Origin of the sequence: Propionigenium maris DSM 9537, assembly GCF_027925155.1 — a bacterium.
Lineage (GTDB): Bacteria > Fusobacteriota > Fusobacteriia > Fusobacteriales > Fusobacteriaceae > Propionigenium > Propionigenium maris.
In genome coordinates this window covers 180,017-198,971 of the sequence record NZ_BSDY01000006.1, presented here as the reverse complement: position 1 = coordinate 198,971, position 18,955 = coordinate 180,017, and the positions used below count along the sequence as shown (strand labels likewise).

Annotated in this window: 18 protein-coding genes; all 18 read right to left on the bottom strand. The window is 42.0% G+C overall.

What is annotated here, in order from left to right:
• Nucleotides 1-513 precede the first annotated feature (513 nt).
• The 18 genes from rpsP to obgE all read right to left on the bottom strand — a co-directional run bounded on the left by rpsP (nucleotide 514) and on the right by obgE (nucleotide 18,954).
• Entirely contained in the window at nucleotides 514-777 is a 264-nt protein-coding gene (gene rpsP / locus QMG11_RS08255) for a 30S ribosomal protein S16 (protein WP_281835053.1), read from the bottom strand.
• 53 nt (nucleotides 778-830) lie between these two features.
• A complete protein-coding gene (gene ffh, locus QMG11_RS08250) occupies nucleotides 831-2,174 on the bottom strand; it encodes a signal recognition particle protein (protein ID WP_281835051.1) in 1,344 nt (447 codons plus the stop codon).
• An 11-nt stretch (nucleotides 2,175-2,185) separates the two neighbouring features.
• Nucleotides 2,186-2,500, bottom strand: a complete 315-nt coding sequence (gene ylxM / locus QMG11_RS08245; protein WP_281835050.1) for a YlxM family DNA-binding protein — start codon at nucleotides 2,498-2,500, stop codon at nucleotides 2,186-2,188.
• A gap of 720 nt (nucleotides 2,501-3,220) precedes the next feature.
• Nucleotides 3,221-4,501, bottom strand: coding sequence for an adenylosuccinate synthase (locus QMG11_RS08240; RefSeq protein WP_281835048.1), 1,281 nt, complete (start codon nucleotides 4,499-4,501; stop codon nucleotides 3,221-3,223).
• Between the two features lie 90 nt (nucleotides 4,502-4,591).
• Nucleotides 4,592-5,287, bottom strand: coding sequence for a tRNA (guanosine(46)-N7)-methyltransferase TrmB (gene trmB, locus QMG11_RS08235; RefSeq protein ID WP_281835046.1), 696 nt, complete (start codon nucleotides 5,285-5,287; stop codon nucleotides 4,592-4,594).
• Between the two features lie 115 nt (nucleotides 5,288-5,402).
• The gene (locus tag QMG11_RS08230) at nucleotides 5,403-6,641 is read right to left on the bottom strand and encodes a 3-deoxy-D-manno-octulosonic acid transferase (protein ID WP_281835044.1); all 1,239 of its coding nucleotides are present in this window, start codon (nucleotides 6,639-6,641) and stop codon (nucleotides 5,403-5,405) included.
• 550 nt (nucleotides 6,642-7,191) lie between these two features.
• On the bottom strand, nucleotides 7,192-8,214 hold the full coding sequence (locus tag QMG11_RS08225) for a divergent polysaccharide deacetylase family protein (protein ID WP_281835042.1): 1,023 nt from the start codon (nucleotides 8,212-8,214) through the stop codon (nucleotides 7,192-7,194).
• Nucleotides 8,215-8,224: 10 nt separating this feature from the next.
• On the bottom strand, nucleotides 8,225-8,881 hold the full coding sequence (cmk, locus tag QMG11_RS08220; protein ID WP_281835041.1) for a (d)CMP kinase: 657 nt from the start codon (nucleotides 8,879-8,881) through the stop codon (nucleotides 8,225-8,227).
• A gap of 139 nt (nucleotides 8,882-9,020) precedes the next feature.
• Nucleotides 9,021-9,950, bottom strand: coding sequence for a 50S ribosomal protein L11 methyltransferase (gene prmA / locus QMG11_RS08215; RefSeq protein WP_281835040.1), 930 nt, complete (start codon nucleotides 9,948-9,950; stop codon nucleotides 9,021-9,023).
• 319 nt (nucleotides 9,951-10,269) lie between these two features.
• Nucleotides 10,270-11,052 (bottom strand): TIGR00282 family metallophosphoesterase, encoded by a 783-nt coding sequence (locus QMG11_RS08210; RefSeq protein WP_281835038.1) that lies wholly within the window; start codon nucleotides 11,050-11,052, stop codon nucleotides 10,270-10,272.
• A gap of 129 nt (nucleotides 11,053-11,181) precedes the next feature.
• Nucleotides 11,182-12,282 carry an autotransporter domain-containing protein gene (locus QMG11_RS08205; RefSeq protein WP_281835037.1) on the bottom strand — a complete coding sequence of 367 codons (1,101 nt, stop codon included), beginning with the start codon at nucleotides 12,280-12,282 and terminating at the stop codon, nucleotides 11,182-11,184.
• A 615-nt stretch (nucleotides 12,283-12,897) separates the two neighbouring features.
• A complete protein-coding gene (gene tnpA, locus QMG11_RS08200; RefSeq protein ID WP_281835035.1) occupies nucleotides 12,898-13,365 on the bottom strand; it encodes an IS200/IS605 family transposase in 468 nt (155 codons plus the stop codon).
• Nucleotides 13,366-13,532: 167 nt separating this feature from the next.
• On the bottom strand, nucleotides 13,533-15,098 hold the full coding sequence (gene rny, locus QMG11_RS08195) for a ribonuclease Y (RefSeq protein WP_281835032.1): 1,566 nt from the start codon (nucleotides 15,096-15,098) through the stop codon (nucleotides 13,533-13,535).
• Nucleotides 15,099-15,124: 26 nt separating this feature from the next.
• Nucleotides 15,125-15,469: an STAS domain-containing protein gene (locus QMG11_RS08190; protein ID WP_281835030.1), complete on the bottom strand. Its 345-nt coding sequence runs from the start codon at nucleotides 15,467-15,469 to the stop codon at nucleotides 15,125-15,127.
• A complete protein-coding gene (locus QMG11_RS08185) occupies nucleotides 15,469-15,867 on the bottom strand; it encodes an ATP-binding protein (protein WP_281835029.1) in 399 nt (132 codons plus the stop codon). Before QMG11_RS08185 ends, QMG11_RS08190 begins: the two co-directional genes overlap by 1 nt.
• A gap of 7 nt (nucleotides 15,868-15,874) precedes the next feature.
• Nucleotides 15,875-16,393, bottom strand: coding sequence for a hypothetical protein (locus tag QMG11_RS08180; protein ID WP_281835027.1), 519 nt, complete (start codon nucleotides 16,391-16,393; stop codon nucleotides 15,875-15,877).
• 76 nt (nucleotides 16,394-16,469) lie between these two features.
• Nucleotides 16,470-17,375, bottom strand: coding sequence for a tRNA (adenosine(37)-N6)-dimethylallyltransferase MiaA (gene miaA, locus QMG11_RS08175; protein WP_281835026.1), 906 nt, complete (start codon nucleotides 17,373-17,375; stop codon nucleotides 16,470-16,472).
• A 283-nt stretch (nucleotides 17,376-17,658) separates the two neighbouring features.
• Complete coding sequence (gene obgE / locus QMG11_RS08170) at nucleotides 17,659-18,954, bottom strand: GTPase ObgE (RefSeq protein ID WP_281835024.1); 1,296 nt, start codon at nucleotides 18,952-18,954, stop codon at nucleotides 17,659-17,661.
• Nucleotide 18,955: the final 1 nt, after the last annotated feature.

The following is an 18,955-nucleotide window of genomic DNA, read 5'->3' as shown; positions in this document are numbered from 1 at the left end:
TTATAAAGGAAGGTCAGTTTTTTTCTGAAATAAGGAGTTATTTTTTACAACGACTATATTTTAGTTATAAGGCTCTGCGCTACTTTGGTTCGTTTCCTTTTGCTGACCAAAAGAAATGAACAAGTTTTTAAGAGAGAAATATTAACTTTAAATCAAAAAAAGAAAAAAGACCTATGATCTCTCACAAGCCCTTGAATTTGTTTTTACCGTCTGATGCAGTCGATATTACTTTATACTTTCACCATCTCCTACAAAATATTAGGTTCTAAGGTTTTATAGTCCCTTGGCCGACTGCAGTCAGGCCGTTCTCCTTCACAGACTATGCTGCTTCGACTCGTCAAACAGTATAGGTTCTATCTAGAGCCTGTAAAAAGAGTCGCAGACTTTGACCTACTTCAAAAGGTCATTGACAGAAGTCTTGAACTCTTGGTTACTTCTTTTTCAAGAGAGAAGTAACGGTTTCTTTCAAAAAGAAAAAAACCTCACTATTTCTAGTGAGGTTTGAAAGGTCAATTAGTTCTTCTTTGCTTCTTCGAACTTTGCCCATACTCCAGCTTTAACTAGGATAGACTTTACAGTTCTTGTAGGCTGAGCTCCGTTCATAAGGTGCTTAACGATCTCCTCTTCCTTTAGTACTACTCTTGAATCCTCTAGTGGGAAGTAGTTTCCAAGGTAAGCTACTGCTTTACCGTCTCTCTTTGTAAGTGCTTCCATTGCTACTACTCTGTATGATGGCTTCTTCTTGCTTCCCATTCTAGTTAATCTTAATTTTAACATATTATGTTCTCCTTTTATCTTATATTTTTTTATTTATCCGCGTTATCTATTTTTTAGAAAGGAAACTTCATTCCTCTACGTCCACCCTTCATTCCAGGTAAACTCGGCATATTTCCTCCGCTAAACATCCTCATCATCTGCTTCATCTGCTCAAACTGCTTTAGAAGTTTGTTTACATCTGAAACTTCAGTTCCACTACCCTTGGCAATTCTCTTCTTTCTGCTTGCCTTCAGGATCTCTGGCTTCTTTCTCTCCTGCTTTGTCATAGACTGGATTATAGCCTCTACCTTCTTCATCTCCTTTTCAGCTGGAGCAAGGTCTCCGATATCCCCCACACCTGGCAGCATCTTTAAGATATTTCCAATAGGTCCTAACTTCTTGATGTTCTGCAGTTGCTTCAGGAAATCTTCCAGGTCGAAGGATTGATTTTTTATCTTCTCCTCTAGCGACTTAGCGTCATCCTCATCTATGGCTTCCTGAGCCTTTTCTACCAGTGATACTACATCTCCCATTCCCAGGATTCTTGACACAAGTCTCTCTGGATGGAAGAGTTCGATATCATCTATCTTTTCTCCCACACCTACAAACTTAATTGGCTTTCCTACTACAGCCTTGATAGATAGTGCCGCACCACCTCTGGTGTCACCGTCTAGCTTAGTAAGTACCACTCCGTCTATGTTCAGTGTGTTATTAAATGACTCAGCAAGGTTTACTGCGTCCTGACCGATCATTGCATCTACTACTAATAGTATCTCTTGTGGTCTTGTTGCTTTTCTAATGTCTCTCAGTTCATCCATAAGAGACTCATCTATGTGAAGTCTACCAGCTGTATCCAGGATTACATATGTTGCCTTGTTTTCCTTGGCAATGGCAAGTCCATTGTCACAGATACCTCTAGCATCCTTGCTGCCTTCCTCTACATATACAGGAACATCTATCTGCTCTCCCAGTACCTGAAGCTGCTTCATAGCCGCCGGTCTGTATACGTCTGCTCCTACTAAGTAAGGTCTCTCTCCCTGCTTCTTTAGGAACTTTGCAAGCTTTGCTGCAAATGTTGTTTTACCCGCTCCCTGTAGTCCTGCAAGCATTATTACAGTTGGAGCCTTTGGTGCCTTGGTAAGTCTTGCGTTGGTTCCTCCCAGAAGTTCCACAAGTTCGTCGTTTACTATCTTAACAAACTGCTGTCCCGGGTTGATTCCAGTCATTACCTCTTCACCGATAGCCTTCTCCTTTATCCTGTTGACAAAGTCCTTAACTACCTTGTAGTTTACGTCTGCCTCAAGAAGAGATAATCTTACTTCTTTTAGAGCAGCTTTTATATTGTCTTCATTCAGTTTCCCGTGACCCTTAACCTTCTTAAAGATCTCCTGAAACCTACCACCTAAGTTATCTAGCATTAAGTCACCTCTTAAGATTCTAATCTGTCTTTTATCTCATCCAGCTTAGTAAGAGTGAAGTCTTTTCTAAGCTCTTCCAGGGAATCCATGAACTCCCTCTCTCTCTGGCAGAATCCGATCTTTCTTTCATACTCTCTCAGGATCTTCATCCCTCTTCTTATGTTGTCGTACACAGCCTGTCTGCTCACACTGTGATTCTTGGCTATCTCCGACAGTGAAAGATCTTTTTCAAAGTGTTCTAGCATATATTCCTTCTGCTTATCACTCAATAAATTCTTGTAATAATCGAGCAAAAGCGATACCTCTAAAAACTCATCTAATTCCATAAATTACTCCTACATTATATATGATTCACCAAAAAGTGTCAAGTCTTTTTTCTTTACATATACAATATAACACAATTTAGAGGAAGTATCAATCTTCTTTCTCCCTCTAAGGGAAATAAAGGGTTAAATCTACTCTTCTTATCTCAAATTTAACTTTTTTTAACTCCTCTATTCTTAATATGAGCGTACCTTTTGTCTTGAAACAAAAGGTACCTAAAAATTCAAGACTTCTGTCAATTGTCTTTATGGACAATACTTAGTTTTCGACTCTTTTTACAGGCTCTAGATAGAACCTATTCTGTTTGACGAGTCGAAGTAAAGTAGTTTAGTGATGCGCGACGACTGACGGCAGTCGGCCATTTTTTTAGAATCTCTGAAGTATCCATTCTTAGATTCTGATAAAATCTCCTCTTTCCAGTTGATATAACTTTGTACTTAAAAGATCAACCAGACCGTCCAACAGAATAAGTTCCGCAGTGATAAACTAATATATTGGGCTATGGAGCGAGGACTGTAGCTTCCAAAGGTCGGAGATTAACTATCCTACTCAGGAAACCTTTGGAAAGAGGCCTCCTTTCTTGGGTACTTTCTTTGGAGGATCAAAGAAAGTACAAATTAATTAAAGGTTATTAGTTATAAGAATAAAATTAATAAAATACTCAACTAAAAAAGAGGAGCTAATTACAGCTCCTCTCATAACTTTAAAAGTTAAATTAAATCCTATATCTCTCTTAGGAAGATGTTCTGAGTTCTGTCTGGACCAACAGATACTACAGTAATAGGGCATCCTACTAGCTCTTCCATTCTCTTGATGTACTTCTTACAGTTCTCTGGAAGCTCCTCATATTCCTTCATCTGAGTGATGTCTTCCTTCCATCCTGGTAACTCCTCATATACAGGCTTTGCCTTAGCAAGCTTCTCGATAGATGAAGGTACAGTTGTGTAAACCTCTCCGTCGATCTCATATCCTGTACAGATCTTGATTGTGTCTAATCCGCTAAGAACGTCGATCTTAGTGATTACAACGTCAGTCAGTCCGTTGATATCTACAGCGTACTTACCAACTACAGCGTCTAGCCATCCACATCTTCTTGGTCTTCCAGTAGTTGCTCCAAACTCAGCTCCTACCTTTCTTAGCTGCTCACCAGTCTCGTCTAGAAGCTCAGTAACGAATGGTCCCTCTCCTACTCTTGTAGTGTAAGCCTTCATTACTCCGATAGCTCTGTCGATCTTCTTAGGTGATACTCCTACACCAGTAGTTACTCCACCAGTTGTAGGTGATGAAGATGTAACATATGGGTAAGTTCCGTAGTTGATATCAAGCATCATAGCCTGAGCTCCTTCGAACATTACCATCTTATCCTCATCCAGTGCCTTGTTGATCTCAGGTACAGAGTCCATGATTCTGTGCTTTAGCTTCTCAGAGTACCCCTTGAAGTCCTCCATGATAGCGTCAAAGTCCATAGCCTCTGATCCGTATATCTTAGTGAATAGAGCGTTCTTCTCCTCTAGGTTAGTCTTAAGCTTTCCAGCAAAAGCTTCCATATCTAGAAGGTCTACTGCTCTGATACCGCATCTTGCAATCTTGTCTGAGTAACAAGGTCCGATTCCTCTCTTAGTAGTTCCGATCTTGTTAGCTCCTCTAGCCTCTTCCTTTAGCTCATCCAGCTTTACGTGGTATGGCATGATTAGGTGAGCTCTGTCCGAGATGAACAGGTGATCTGTCTTTGCTCCCTTTTCCTCTAATGTAGCCAGTTCCTTTAATAGTACCTTAGGGTCTACTACTACTCCTGGACCGATGATACACTTTCCGTTTCCGTGAAGCATCCCTGAAGGTAATAGGTGAAGGATAAACTTCTCTCCATTTACTACCACAGTGTGTCCTGCATTGTTTCCACCCTGGAATCTTACAACGTAATCCGCCTTGTGTGCTAGTACGTCAATTATCTTACCTTTTCCTTCGTCACCCCATTGAGTTCCTACTACTACGTATCCTGCCAATTAAAACACCTCTTTCCAAAAATTATAATTACAATATCTCATTTCCAACAAACTTACATTTATTATGAATTAAGTTATTAACTTCTCCTGTTAGAGTTTTTCAATCTCTAAATAGTTTATGTTTTTGTTGTGCTTGTGTAAGAATAAGCTTTCAAACTCAGTCATTACATTGTCTGCGTTTTTAGGGTCGTTGTGAAGATCTGTTGTCTGGTACACAACTTCAAACCCCTCTATATCCTTCATGAACTCAAGAACCGACTCAAAGTACTCGTCGTGGTCCGTCTTAAAGAACAGCTTTCCGCCCTTCCTAAAGATCTTTCTCATCATCTCTATAGTTGATGGCTGAAGTACCCTGTTCTTAGGCTTGTGATCCCATGGCTCCGGGAAGTTGATATACATTCCCGCTATCTCCTCATCTCCTATGAAGTTAAGGATCTCCTCTCCCTTTCTCTGGATGAAGAGTACGTTCTCTAGAGGAATCTTCTTTGCTTTCCTAGCTGATGTATGTAACCTCTTAAACCTTATCTCGATGGCCATGTGGTTTCTCTCTGGATACTTCTCACACATACCGTTGGCAAAGTTTCCGGATCCTGAACCGATCTCCAGGTAGATTGGATTATCATTTCCAAAGTACTCGGTCCATCTGTTTTTGTAGGAATCCATTATACTTCTGTCATACATGATGTACTCTGGATACTCCGCTAACCTTACCATATAAGGGTTATAAGCTTTCTTTGGTTTCTCGAAGAAATGTTTCCACATATCTCCTACTTTGTTATTAGGCATCTTCCCTCCTAATTCTATATCTGTTTAGATTTTTTGATAAAATAATAATAAAAATTTAACACCTTAACGTTCTTTTCCAAAAAAAACAAAAGAACAAGTTATTGTATAAAAATATTTATATTATGTCAATAATTCTTTCATAAGCTTTCTCAGTTGACCTCCTGTTTTCCTCAAAGAAATCATCGATATCCTTTGTTTTCACGTCATCTCTTTCCAGAGATCTTACAGCGTCTACAAAACCCATACTTCCGTCTATCTTGTAGCCTATCTTCCTTTTTATCACTTCTCTTGATATTTCTTTCACGTTCTGCAGGTATCCGCCGAAGATTGGAGGTTTTCTGTAGTAGAGGGGTTCCAGTAAACTGTGTCCACCTACATTTACAAGGGTACCTCCCACATAGGCCACGTGGGAGATGGCATAGAGCTTACGGAGTACACCTATGGCATCCACCACAACTATCTGGGTATCCTCCCCTATCTCCATCCTGCCTTCTGCTGCCATCTCACTCCACCTCTGGTATCTGTAGTTCCCATCCAGAAGCCGGGTGCATATATCCTCGGTCCTCTCTATATGCCTCGGAACCAGGAAGAGGAAGTAGTCGCTCTTCAGCTCCTCATAGGCCTCCAGTACATACTCCTCCTCGTCGTCCCTTGTGCTTCCTGCTACTATTACCCTTCTGTTCTCCAGCTTGAGCTCCCTCTTGATATCCTCTATATCTGAGGGGCTGAAGTCCTCCAGCTCTATGTCAAACTTTAGGTTTCCGATGTTTTCTACCCTTTCCTCTGGGGCTCCCAGCTCAATGATTCGTCTGCTATCCTCCTCCGTCTGCATGAGGAATAGCTCTATCCTCTTAAAGAGCCCCTTGAGGTAGAAGTCAAACCTCTTGTAGGAACCAAAGGACTTGTCGGATATCCTTCCGTTTACCATGCACACCTTGGATCTCTTGGCTGCTTCCCTTATGAGGTTTGGCCAGATCTCCGTCTCCACTATGATAAGGCTCTGAAGACTTATATTTTTCAGGATCTTCCTTATGGCAGAGAGATCATCCAATGGAAAGTAAAGGAGGTGCACCCTGTCATCCTTCTCATACTTGGCCCTGGCTGTTGCCATGCCCGTTTCGGTCATCATAGTCACCAGGACCCTCTCATGTCCCTTGGCCAAAAGTTTTCTCACAAGGGATTCAGAGAGGTTTACCTCTCCCACCGAGGCACAGTGTACCCAGAAGTACTTTCCCCTTCTCAGGTCGTAGTCCTGAAAGAGCCTCTTATCCACAAAGGTTCTTATTTTTTTATTAAAAATTGAAACTACAGATATTACAACATAGAGCAATATCCTCAACAGATTGTAGATCATCTTCATCCACCTCTTCTATATTTTTTCAAAAAAATATACCCTATTCTAGGGTATACTTTTCTTCTATTATAACTTTTTTTTACTTTTAAGTTAAAGTACTTTTTCATTTTCATTAAGTTGTTCATTTCTTGTCATAACACAAGAAACGAACCAAAGAAAGTCTAGTCTTACGTTATATCTCAGAAGAAGATACTCTTCTTACGGCTTTTTCAAGCTACAGTCCTCAGGCTTCTAGCCTTGCGGAACTTATCCTGCTTAACAGCCTAGTATGCTCACCTTTGCCAAAAGCTTCATCGATAGCTCCAGACAACTTCATAACTTAATTCATAAAAATACTTCCACAAATTAAATACGCGGAGTTCATAGTCGTCGAGCTTCACAATAAAGTCTAATCCGTTCCGTTACACTCCTTCAGGCTCTGTAGAGAGCCCGGCAAAGGAACGAAAAATTTGTTATTGCCCAAGAAGACAATTATGAATCCCTAGATCTTCTTTGGGTACTTTCTTACATCATGGTAAGAAAGTACCTCGCTCTCCTTGGAGAGTGAAAATTAATTAGTTTCAAGGAGCTCCCTTGCAAAAACCAGTTTAACTCCCTGCTCCTCTATATATGGGAGCATCTCCTTTATTGCTATAGCCAGTCCCTTGTGGTAGTGTCCTATTACAAGGACCTGACCCTTGTGTTTAGCCAGTCCCACAGATCTTCTTATCTCCCTCTTCATATCCTCCATATCCCTGCTGTTATCCAGGAAGTGGGAGGCGTAGTAGGTTGGAAGACCTAGCTCCTTGGAGATCGGGTACCCCAGGTTATTCACTGCAGTGTTGCTGTCTATAAAGTAGAGGTCCTTTCTCTTGGCATATCCCAGAAGCTCCCTCATCTTCTTCTCATTGGCTGTAAGCCTGGATCCCATGTGGTTGTTAAAGCCATCCACACGCCCTACATCCTCAAGGGCTCTGTCAAAGGCATCGTAGATCTTCTCCCTGGACATTGTAGGAAGAAGGATTCCCTCGGTTCTGCTGTTCAGGGAGTCACTGGATCCCGCCATAGGCATGTGTAGGATCACTTCAAAACCGTCCTCCTGGAGCTTTTCTGTAGCCTGTCTGCTCTTTGGAAGGAATGGTATTGTTGCAAAGGTAAGGGCTTCATCTATCTCCCCAAAGTAACCTGCAGCTCCCATACTCATTCCCACATCATCTATGAGGATAGCCAGCTTTGGAGCATCGTAGTAGCTTATCTCAACCCTCTCTGCTAAGCTCCCCTCACCATTCATATAGCTTACAGTTTCAGTATCCCCAGTTTTCAGTGTTTCCCTTAAAAGGTACTGGGTTTCAGGAATCTCTATTGTAGTTCCCCTCTCTGCTCTGATCCTGTAGCCTTCCTCGTCCTTCTCTATCTCAACCCACCTCTTGGCTCCCTGAGCCTCTATCTCCTCTGCTACCCTGGTAACTTCTGCCTGGGTCTGCTCCGCCACAAACTTCTTATACTTATTCTCCTTGGAGGTGGAGTAGATCATCATCCCCACTATAAGTATCAGTATTGCAGCTCCTGCAAGGAGCAACTTCTTCTTGTCCATTCTTTTCTCCCTAAAGCCTCGCTTCAATTAAAGCCGATATCTTATTGCACACTTCCTCTATGGTCTTAGAGCTAGTATCCACTTCCAGGGCATCCTCTGCTTTCTTTAGAGGACTCTCCTCCCTTGTGGAGTCGATATGGTCTCTGTTTTGGATGGATTCCAGTACCTCCTGGAAGGATATATCTATCCCCTTCTCCTTGTACTCCTTCAGTCTTCTGTTAGCTCTCTCCTCTGCGCTGGCTACCAGAAATACCTTCAGGTGGGCATTTGGAAATACCACAGTTCCAATATCTCTACCGTCTAGAATTACCTTCTTACCCTTGCTGATCTCCCTCTGAAGATCCACAAGCTTTACCCTTACTTCCTTTATTGCTGCCACATCGGATACGATAGCCGTTACCCTTGGAGTTCTTATATCGTGGGATACATCCTTCCCGTTTAATATAAACTTCTCCCCCTGGATATCCAGCTTTATCCCGTCCAGCATCTCAGATACTGCCCCTCTGTCCTTGAGGTCTACATTGTTTTCCAGAGAACACAGAGCCACCATCCTGTACATTGCCCCTGTATCCAGGTATGTAAGGTCATACTCCTTTGCCACTATCTTAGAAATTGTGCTCTTTCCGCTTCCTGCGGGACCATCTACTGCTACAATAAAATTATCCACTATCTTCACTCCCTGTAATTTTATATAATTTTTGCCACCAGGTCACACCATCGCAGGACTTACCATAAAACATTTCTATTCTATGATAAGTTTGTGATGTCTTTGTGTTGCCCGGTGGCTTATTTAAATTTTTTATCTTTTAGGCCTTGGCAGCTATTGCTCTCCACTCCTTATCGGCCTTTACCTCCACTATTTCAAATCCTAGAGCTTTTATCTTCTGCTCTATCTCAGGAAGTTTGTCCTCGATAATTCCAGAAAGGATCATAAGCCCGTCCTTTTTGATGACTCTGCTCATATCCTCTAACAGAAGTAGGATTACATCGGCTAGGATATTTGCCACTACCACATCAAACTTTCTGTCCTCAACGACCTTTACCAGGTCCCCCTTGAATACATGGGTCTTCTCCTGGTTTACCTTGTTGAGCTCCAGGTTTTCCTTAGCTGATTCCACAGCCAGCTCATCTATATCTACTCCCCAGATATCTCCGGCTCCCAGCTTGTCCGCTGCCACCATAAGGATTCCAGAACCTGTACCTACATCGATTACAGTTTCTCCCTCCACAATGTGATCCTCCATAAGCTTCAGACACAGAGATGTTGTAGGGTGAGATCCTGTACCAAAGGCTCTTCCTGGATCCAGCTCGATTACCATCTCGTCCTCCTCAGCCTCATACTCCCTCCAGGTAGGCTTTACTACAAACCTGTCACTTACCTTTTCAGGGTAGAGGTACTTCTTCCAGGCATTCTGATAGTCCTCCTCATCGTGCTCATAGAAGTCTATATTGTAGATTACGTCCTCCCTCTCACCGAATCTCTCCTCAAAGACATTGGTGAAGAGCTCCTTCTTTCTCTCAGCATATGCATTGTTTGGGAAGTATGCTGAAAGGGAGTACTCCTTCATAAGAAACTGTCTCTCATCCTTGTAGAAGTCCAAGGCATTTTTCTTGGACATAGGCTCCTCTATCTTCACTCCCTGTATACCAAACTCATAGAGAAGGTTTATCATCTCTGTCTGGACTTCCTTTATATTATCTGCATCAAATATTACTTTTACTTCAATTAAGTTCATATACTCTCCTAATTTTTTAATTAACAAGCTCTATAACCTTTTCTTTTCAGCAACTTCTCTCTAAATAAAAGTTCCTAAAAACTCAGATCATTCGATACCTTTGTCTTGATACAAATGTATCCGAAAAATCAAGACCTTCGACAACAGTCTTTCTAAGAAGTTCCAAGGTTCTCGTTTCTTTTATGGGCTCAAGATTGAACCTGTATAGTTCAACGAAACGATGTAAGTTTTTAGTGTGATGCCCTACGACTGCCTGCGGTCAGCTCCCTAACCATCCTTGATTTATGCTGTTAATTCGTGTTATTCGTGGTTACGTTTTTTAGATCTCCTCTAGTTTGAGGTTTATTCTCTCCATCTTCTCACACATTCCAGTTTCCGGGTTCAGTGTGATGTCCAGTCCGTTTATTCTCTCATTTCCAGTTGCTATCTCAAATCTCTGAGGTAGAGCTGTAAGGAACTTAGGAATTATAGACTCCTGTGTCATCCCTATTATTCCATTTGTAGAACCAGTCATCCCTGCATCTGTGATGTAACCAGTTCCCTTATGAAGGATCCTCTCATCTGCTGTCTGGATGTGGGTATGAGTTCCGAATACTGCAGATACCTTACCATCCAGGTACCATCCAAGGGCCACCTTCTCGGAGCTGGCTTCTGCGTGCATATCCACTATTATGTACTTAGCTTCCTTTCTTATATCCTCTATTACCTCGTCTATCCTCTGGAATGGACAGTCGATCGGTGGCATGAATACTCTTCCCTGAAGGGATACCACTGCTACCTTCTCTCCGTTTTTAGCTTCCTTGATGGTATAACCCTCTCCAGGCACTCCCTTTGGATAGTTTAGAGGTCTTATTATCTCATCGTTCCAAGAAAGGTATTCATAGATCTCCCTCTTATCCCAGATGTGGTTTCCACTGGTTATTACATTCACTCCCCAGCTGAATAGTTCCTCTGCCAGTTTTTCAGTTATTCCAAATCCTGCTGCTGCATTCTCTCCATTTACTATGATGAAGTCATACTCCGACTTCCTCTTGCTCAAAAATGTCTTCAGGGTGTTTCTCCCTGGTTTTCCTACTACGTCACCTACTACTAGTATTCTCATTTTCTTCCTACTTTCTAATTTCTAATTTAAAAAATATTATGTCTTCTACATCTAACTCTCTTAAAAGAGTAATTCCTCATATATATAACCCAATTATTATATCATTTTTATCAGTAATTTTCTATTTTTTTATAGCTTCCAGCTGACTCCCAGGCTCCCTCCATAGTAGTTATCTCCCCCCTGGATATAGTAGGCTGCCCTTGCAAATATAGAGTTCCTATCCCTTTCTGCCGTGCTCTCCAGAGATAGTTCCAGTACCTCATCCTCCCCTACATCCTCTATCCTCCCTTGCGAGGTGGATACCTCATCGTAGATATTCCCCTCCTCCATCCTGTAGATCACCCTCATGGAGTTAGACAGATCATAGACTCCTACCTGAGTTTTGTATCTTCCCTCTATCCCAGGTCCCCACTTAAAGGAGGTATAGTTATCGGAGCCTACCCTTACCTCCTCCAGTTCTATGGCTTCCCTCTTATAGAAGCTCCCCTGGGCAAAGATGAAGGGTATTATCTGTAACCTTCCCGCTGTAAGAAGGTAGCCGTTCTCAGTCCCCAGAGCCAGGGCTGTCCCCCTGTATCTGGCTTTCTCCCCCTCCTTAAATCTGTTATAGGAAAATTCATTGAATAACCAGGTATAGTTTTTAAAGGTCTCCCTGTCATAGTTCAGGTGGAGGGCACAGTGGATCACCTCTGAGCTCCCCTCGGCTCCCCCGTCATAGTCCACAGAGGAGTGTCCATATCCCAGGCTTCCCCTTACATCTGCCCCTAAGTACTTCCCTACATCCTTAATGAAGTAGGCTCCACCAACTACCCCTTCATACTCTCCCCTTCTGTCCAGGGCTTCCACAAAGATGGAGACCTCATTCTCCTCTCCCTCCCTCCTCATCCTTCCCATCTCTCTGAACACTGTAGATAGGTCCTCTAGATATAGGTTAACCCTGCCCATGTCCCTCAGGGTCTTCTCCCTGTAGGAAGGACCTGATGAAGAGACCATCATGGGAGACGGCTGCTCCTCTGGGGGAGGGTCTCCTATCTCCACCTTGGTCCCGTCGCTGTCGCTGCTTATATTGTCTGCTATGAGAACTATCCCTGCAAGGCCTCCAAGCCCCAGCCCCGTGTAGGCTATCTTTTCTTTGGCGGACAACTTTACTACCTCCTGCTGATACTCCTCTGAATAGCTATTCCCACACAGGAAGAGGGTTACCGCCAGCATTGCAATAAACCTTTTCATCTCTATCACCTGACTTTTTTACTTTTAGTTTAACCTTCTTCACCTTTAAATACCAGGTTTCACTAGACATTTCTTTAGAACCTCCCATACATACCTATACATAAATTATTGAATCTACATTTAAAAAGCTTTTTTGATAAGGTATCCTTTAAACACTTGCCACGAATCACACTAATTATGACCGAAATCATTTGGAGAGGCATTTACACGAATTAAAGTTTTGATTGAAGTGGCTGTCTGCAGGCAGTCGTCCGACTTCACTAGAATAGTTTACGTCATTGCGTTTAACTTCTTCAGGCTCTGTAGAGAGCCCTGGAGAGCAATGAAAGATCTGTACAACTTATAAAGACTATTGTCGGAAGACTTGATCTTTTGGATACTTTTGTATCAAGACAAAAGTATCCACTTTTCTTTGGGTACTTTCTTATATCAAGATAAGAAAGTACCTCGCTCTCCTCGAGAGCGAAACACCTCTCCAACAATCAAAACTACCACTTCAAGTGGTAGTTTGCTCAAGCCCTAGAAGGGCGATGTCCCAGCATTGGGCTGAAGCCCTTCTGAACGGTTTGCCAACCGCGTAATATTTCATTCAGCTACTTAAGTAGCTCTTGGTTTCTAGTTCTTTCTTACTTTATCTCCAGTAAAAGGATCGATATACTCTTTCAAAGTTAACTGATCCTCAGCAATACCTTCTTGCAGCTGACTTCTTATATACTCCTCGATCCTTTTCCTGTTCCTACCTACTGTATCAACATAATATCCTCGACACCAAAAATGTCTATTTCCATATTTATATTTTAAATTCGCATGTCTATCAAATATCATTAATGAACTTTTACCTTTCAGGTAACCCATGAAACTTGAAACGCTTAACTTAGGTGGAATACTTACTAGCATATGTATGTGGTCTTTACAAGCACTTGCTTCATGTATCTCTACTTTTTTATTTTCACAGAGCTTTCGAAGTATTTGTCCTATATCTTGTTTTATCTTCCCATATATTATCTGTCGCCTATACTTTGGCGCGAAAACTATATGATATTTACAATTCCATCGAGTATGTGCTAAACTGTTGCTATCCATTTGAACCTCCCTTAATTATTCACTGGTCGGCAAACCTAAAGTGATTATATCAAGGGAGGTTTTTTCATATCATAAGCATAGCCTTCCGGCTTTTTGGGGACCACCCGCATAGCAGGTGGTTTTCTTTTTTACAAAAAAAAGAGACGGCCTAAACCGTCTCTAGTTGATTACTTGGCATATTCAGTTGCTCTTGTTTCTCTTATTACAGTTACCTTGATCTGTCCAGGGTACTGCATAGTCTCCTCTACCTTCTTAGCTACATCTCTAGACATCTTAGTGGCAGCATCATCATTGATCTTTTCAGGATTGATGATGATTCTTACCTCTCTTCCAGCCTGGATAGCATAAGATGAGTCAACACCCTCAAATGAGTTAGCGATATCCTCTAGATCCTCTAATCTCTTCAGGTATGTAGAAAGAGTCTCTCTTCTTGCTCCTGGTCTGGATGCTGATACAGCGTCTGCTGCCTGAACAAGGATAGCCTCTACAGTTTCAAACTCTACCTCATTGTGGTGAGCTGCTACTGCATTTATTACTTCAGCTTTCTCTCCGAATTTCTTCAGGTACTCCCCACCTATAATTGCGTGAGAAGCCTCTATATCGTGATCCAGTACCTTACCTACATCGTGTAGAAGTCCCGCTCTCTTAGCAAGAGTAGCATCTGCTCCAATCTCTGCAGCCAGGTTACCAGCAAGCTTAGCCACCTCAATAGAGTGTACAAGTACATTCTGACCATAACTTGTTCTAAACTTCAGTCTTCCAAGAGTTTTTACTATCTCCTGATGCATTCCAGGAATTCCCAGCTCAAGGATAGCGTGCTCTCCAGCCTCTATGATTTCCTTGTTTATCTCTTTTTTAGCTTTATTTACAGCTTCCTCAATCTTAGCTGGGTGGATTCTTCCATCTGTTACCAGCTTTTCAATGGCGTTTCTAGCGATCTCTCTCTTTACACCATCAAAACTTGAGATTACCACTGCTTCTGGAGTATCGTCGATGATTACGTCCACTCCTGTAATTGCTTCGATAGCTCTGATATTTCTACCCTCTCTACCTATAATTCTACCCTTCATCTCATCGTTTGGAAGGTTTACAACAGATACTGTAGCATCCACTACAAAGTCTGCAGAAGCCTTTCCGATAGCTGTGGATATGATCCTCTTGGAGATTCTGTCCTTCTCCTCTTTAACCTTACCCTCATACTCCTTGATTGCTACAGCAGATTCGTGGGCAAGCTCATCCTTTAGCTTAGATATAAGCATATCCTTAGCCTCAGTCTTAGAAAGACAAGCTATTCTCTCTAGCTCCTCCTCCTGCTTAGCTCTTACCACTTCTATCTCTTTATTCTTTTCATCCAGCTTCTCCTGAACCTTGTCTAGCTCATTGGATTTTGCCTCTACCCTGTCTATCTTCTTATCCAGAGTTTCCTCTTTCTTGGCTATTCTAGCTTCCTTCTGCTGAATATCCTGCTTGGCAGATCTGATATCCTTCTCTGCCTCCTCCTTCATATTGTAGACTCTTTCCTTTGCCTTAAGCTCTATCTCCTTGCCCTTAGCACTTGCTTCCTTTTTAGCATTTTCAACTACTTTTTCAGCCTTTACCTTTGCCTTAGCTACTTCATCCTCTAAGTTGTTAAGTTCATTTATCTTCTTATCTATTATAGACTTCTTGTATACCATAGCTAGTATCAGGCTCAGACCTACTACTGCAGATGCTGTTATCACTGTAGGGTTCATTCTCATACTTCCTTTCTAAATTTTTTTTAGAAGTGTGAAGCTGCCTCATCTTCTGTCTCATAGATTTCAAATACTTCGTCAAGTCCTACCATCTCAAAAATAGTCTTTATGTGGTCATTTAACTTGATTAACTTAATATCTCCACCTATCTCCTTTACACTTCTTAGTTTCCCTCTTAATATTCCCATTGCCAGACTGTTTATGTGTACAAGCTCTTCAAAATCAATGATGAATTTAGTTGTATCAGCCTCTATCATTTTGATCAGTCTTTCTTTAAGTTTAGGAGCTACAAGGGCGTCTAATTCCCCCACAACCTTTATAACCTTAATATCTCCAAGATTTTTCTCCACTATCTCGAAATTTGTTACCATTACTTAGCCTCCTTAACTTCTTTTAATACATTGAATTTTGTACCTTTTTCTTTTTTTTCTATCTCAAACTCATCTACCATACCCTTTACGATGAAGAGACCCATTCCACCTTCATCCTTGCTGAGTCTGCTCTCGTCATATCCCTCGCCGTAATCCTCTACGCTGAGATGAACTGTGTTTCCTTCCTTACTTAGGAAGATCGTCATCTCACCTGTTTCATACCTGTAGGCATGTTCCACTACATTTGTGGCGAGTTCGTCTATTACAGACAAAAGCTTCATTATATCCGGTTTTTCTACGTTTTGAGCCTCCATATAGGTCTTTGCCAGAGCTCGGATTAGAGTTAGATTGTGTAAAGAAGAAGGTACTACCAGCTTAATTCCGTTCTTTTTTCCCAAAAGAATCTCACCTTCTTTCCTTAAAATCTACTATCGTCCATCTTTTCTTCTCATATTCATAGTTCACATCAAAATAGAAGGTCTCCTCCCCCAAGTTTAGAGCCACTATGTTAGATGCCTGGGACCTGTTGTATTTAATTTTAGAGGTATATATCCTAAACCCTCTAAAATCAAACCTTCTGAGCTCCCTCAGGGTTGCCGCATTTCTAAGGCCGCTAGACATATAATCTTCCAGGGTAGTCAGATTATTAACTCGGATCTCCTCCCTTATATGGGCTACGATCTCCTCTAGCTCCTTTTTAGCTCTCCTTCTCTCCTCTAACATACTCTCATACTTAGGTACATCTGGGGTATATCCCTCCATTATAATATGCTTTTGAATGAGGTTTTCCATTTCCTGTATCTCCCAGGAATTATAGTGTTTCATAAACTCTGCATCCTGGGCTTTTTCCTCCCTTGTTTCCAATCTGGAACAAGAGAAAGTTAGCATTGCTATAGTAAACATAGCAAGTAGTTTTTTTACCATTATATTCTCCTATGGGGTGAACATTACAATGATAGCACACCAATTTGAAATTATCAAGTTTATATTTTTAGGGGATTTAGGATGATTTCACCCTTTCGATCACATCGTTCATTATTTCCTCTTCCGTCATTTTATCCAGGTTATACCACAGATAATCCCCCTGATTTTTGAACCACGTAAACTGCCTCTTAGCATACCTTCTGCTGTTTTGCTTTATATCCTCCACAGCCTGCTCTAAGGTGATCTCTCCGTCGATATATCTTATGAGTTCTGCATACCCGATTATGTTCACCTTTTTCAGGTTCTCTCCGTACTTTTTGTAGGTTCTCTCTACCTCCTCCAAAAGTCCAGCCTCCATCATGATATCTACCCTGAGGTTTATCCTCTCATAGAGTACACCCCTGTCCCTTTCCAGGGCTACCTTAAGGAAGGGATAGTTGTTCCCCTTTATATTTTCCTTGGAAACCACTGAAAACTTTTTTCCTGTAAGAAGGCATACCTCAAGAGCTCTCTCCACCCTCCTCTTATTGTTGGGATGGATCCCCTCTGCTGCCTCGGGGTCCAATTCCTTTAGTTCCTCATAGAGACTTTCATTGCTCCTCTCCATGAGCTTTGCTCTGAGCTCATGGTCCGATTCTGGAAGATCTGCCAGCCCGTTAGTTACTGAACCTATATACAGTCCAGTCCCCCCTGTAAGCACTACGCTCTTCCCTTCACCTTCTAACTTCCCCAAAAGTTCATCCACAGTTCTTTGATACTCTCCCACGCTGTACTTCTCCACAGGTTCTACCACATCCAGCATGTGATGAATTACTCCACCCATCTCCTCTTCAGTTACCTTGGCTGTTCCTATATCCAGGTCCTTATATACCTGAGCTGAGTCTGCAGATATTATCTCAGCATCCATGGCCTTGGCCAGTTTTATAGATAAAGCTGTCTTCCCCACAGCTGTTGGTCCTGCTATAACAAGTCCCTTTACCATCTTCTTCCTCCTTACCCTATACTTCAAGACTTCTTGGAGAGTTCCTCTCCTGCTTCCACTGCCTTATTTCTTTGATCCCTTCATTAAGAAGGTAGCACATCCTCTGGGGATTTCTCCCGCCAGCTGAAAGCCTATATCTCCAGCATCAAGATTATTATACCACCTTCATCTGTCAAAGGCAGGGAAAAATTCATTTTATAGTAAAGGACCCGGTCCTTGCAAGGTGCATTCCCGGGTCCTTCATCGTTTCTATAAAAATTCAATAATTGTTCTCAGGTATAGATTAGTTCCAGTACTCAAACTCTACATTTGCAATTCTTACTGTATCTCCGTCCTGGATTCCAGCTTCCTCTAGAACTTCCTCCATTCCAAGGTTTCTCATCATGTGTAGGAAGTTAATAAGAGCATCCTCATCTGCAATGTGGATTACATACTTGGCAAGTACCTCATCTACAATTCTTCCCTCAAGGATGAATACCTCATCATCCTCTGGATCTCTTGTAACAATAAAGTCTTCCTTCTCTCCCTTGATCTCCTTCAGAACTGTTTCTACAGAAACCTCTTCCTCAAGGGGCTCCCTCTCTATGCTCTCTAGTACATCCCAAGTCTTGTAGATTACCGGTTTAAGACCATCATTCATCATTACAGAGATTGGGTAGATAGATAATCCCTTAGCTTCTATATACTCCTTGAACTCATCATACTTCTCAGGCTCCCAAAGTAGGTCCATCTTGTTGGCAAGAACGATCTGCTTCTTTGCAGCCAGCTTAGGACTGAACTTCTGAAGCTCCTCATTTATCTTTTCAAAGTCTTCAATTGGACTTCTTCCCTCAAGAGCTGCCACATCTACAATGTGGTAGATCATCTTACATCTTTCAATGTGCTTCAGGAACTTATCTCCAAGTCCCACTCCCTCGTGAGCTCCCTCGATAAGTCCAGGGATGTCAGCCATAAGGAATGACTTCCCCTCCTCCACTCTTACTACTCCAAGCTTTGGAGAAAGAGTTGTGAAGTGGTAGTTAGCTACCTTGGATTTTGCTGCAGATACCCTGTTGATAAAGCTAGACTTACCTACTGAAGGATATCCAACAAGGGCTACATCTGCAAGAAGCTTAAGCTCCAGCTTAACCTTTAGCTCAGCTCCCTCCTTACCCTTTCCAGCTATCTTAGGCGCCTTTCTTACTGCATTTTTAAAGTGAACGTTTCCGAGTCCACCTCTCCCACCCTTAAGAAGTACTCTCTCCTCGTGGTTGTGGCTAAGATCAAGAAGTAGGTGACCTGTTTCAAGGTCTCTTACCTGGGTACCGATAGGTACCTTGATAACAAGAGCTTCTCCCCTCTTACCGTTCATCTTTTTCTTGGCACCACTTACTCCTCTTTCAGCCTCATACTTTCTTCTGTATTTAAAGTCTACCAGAGTATTTATATTGTTGTCCGCTCTGAAGATAATGTCTCCACCATTACCACCATCTCCACCATCTGGTCCTCCAAACTGTACAGATTTCTCTCTTCTAAAGGTAGCAGCTCCGTCTCCACCGTCTCCAGCCTTTACCGTGATTATTGCCTCATCTATAAACATT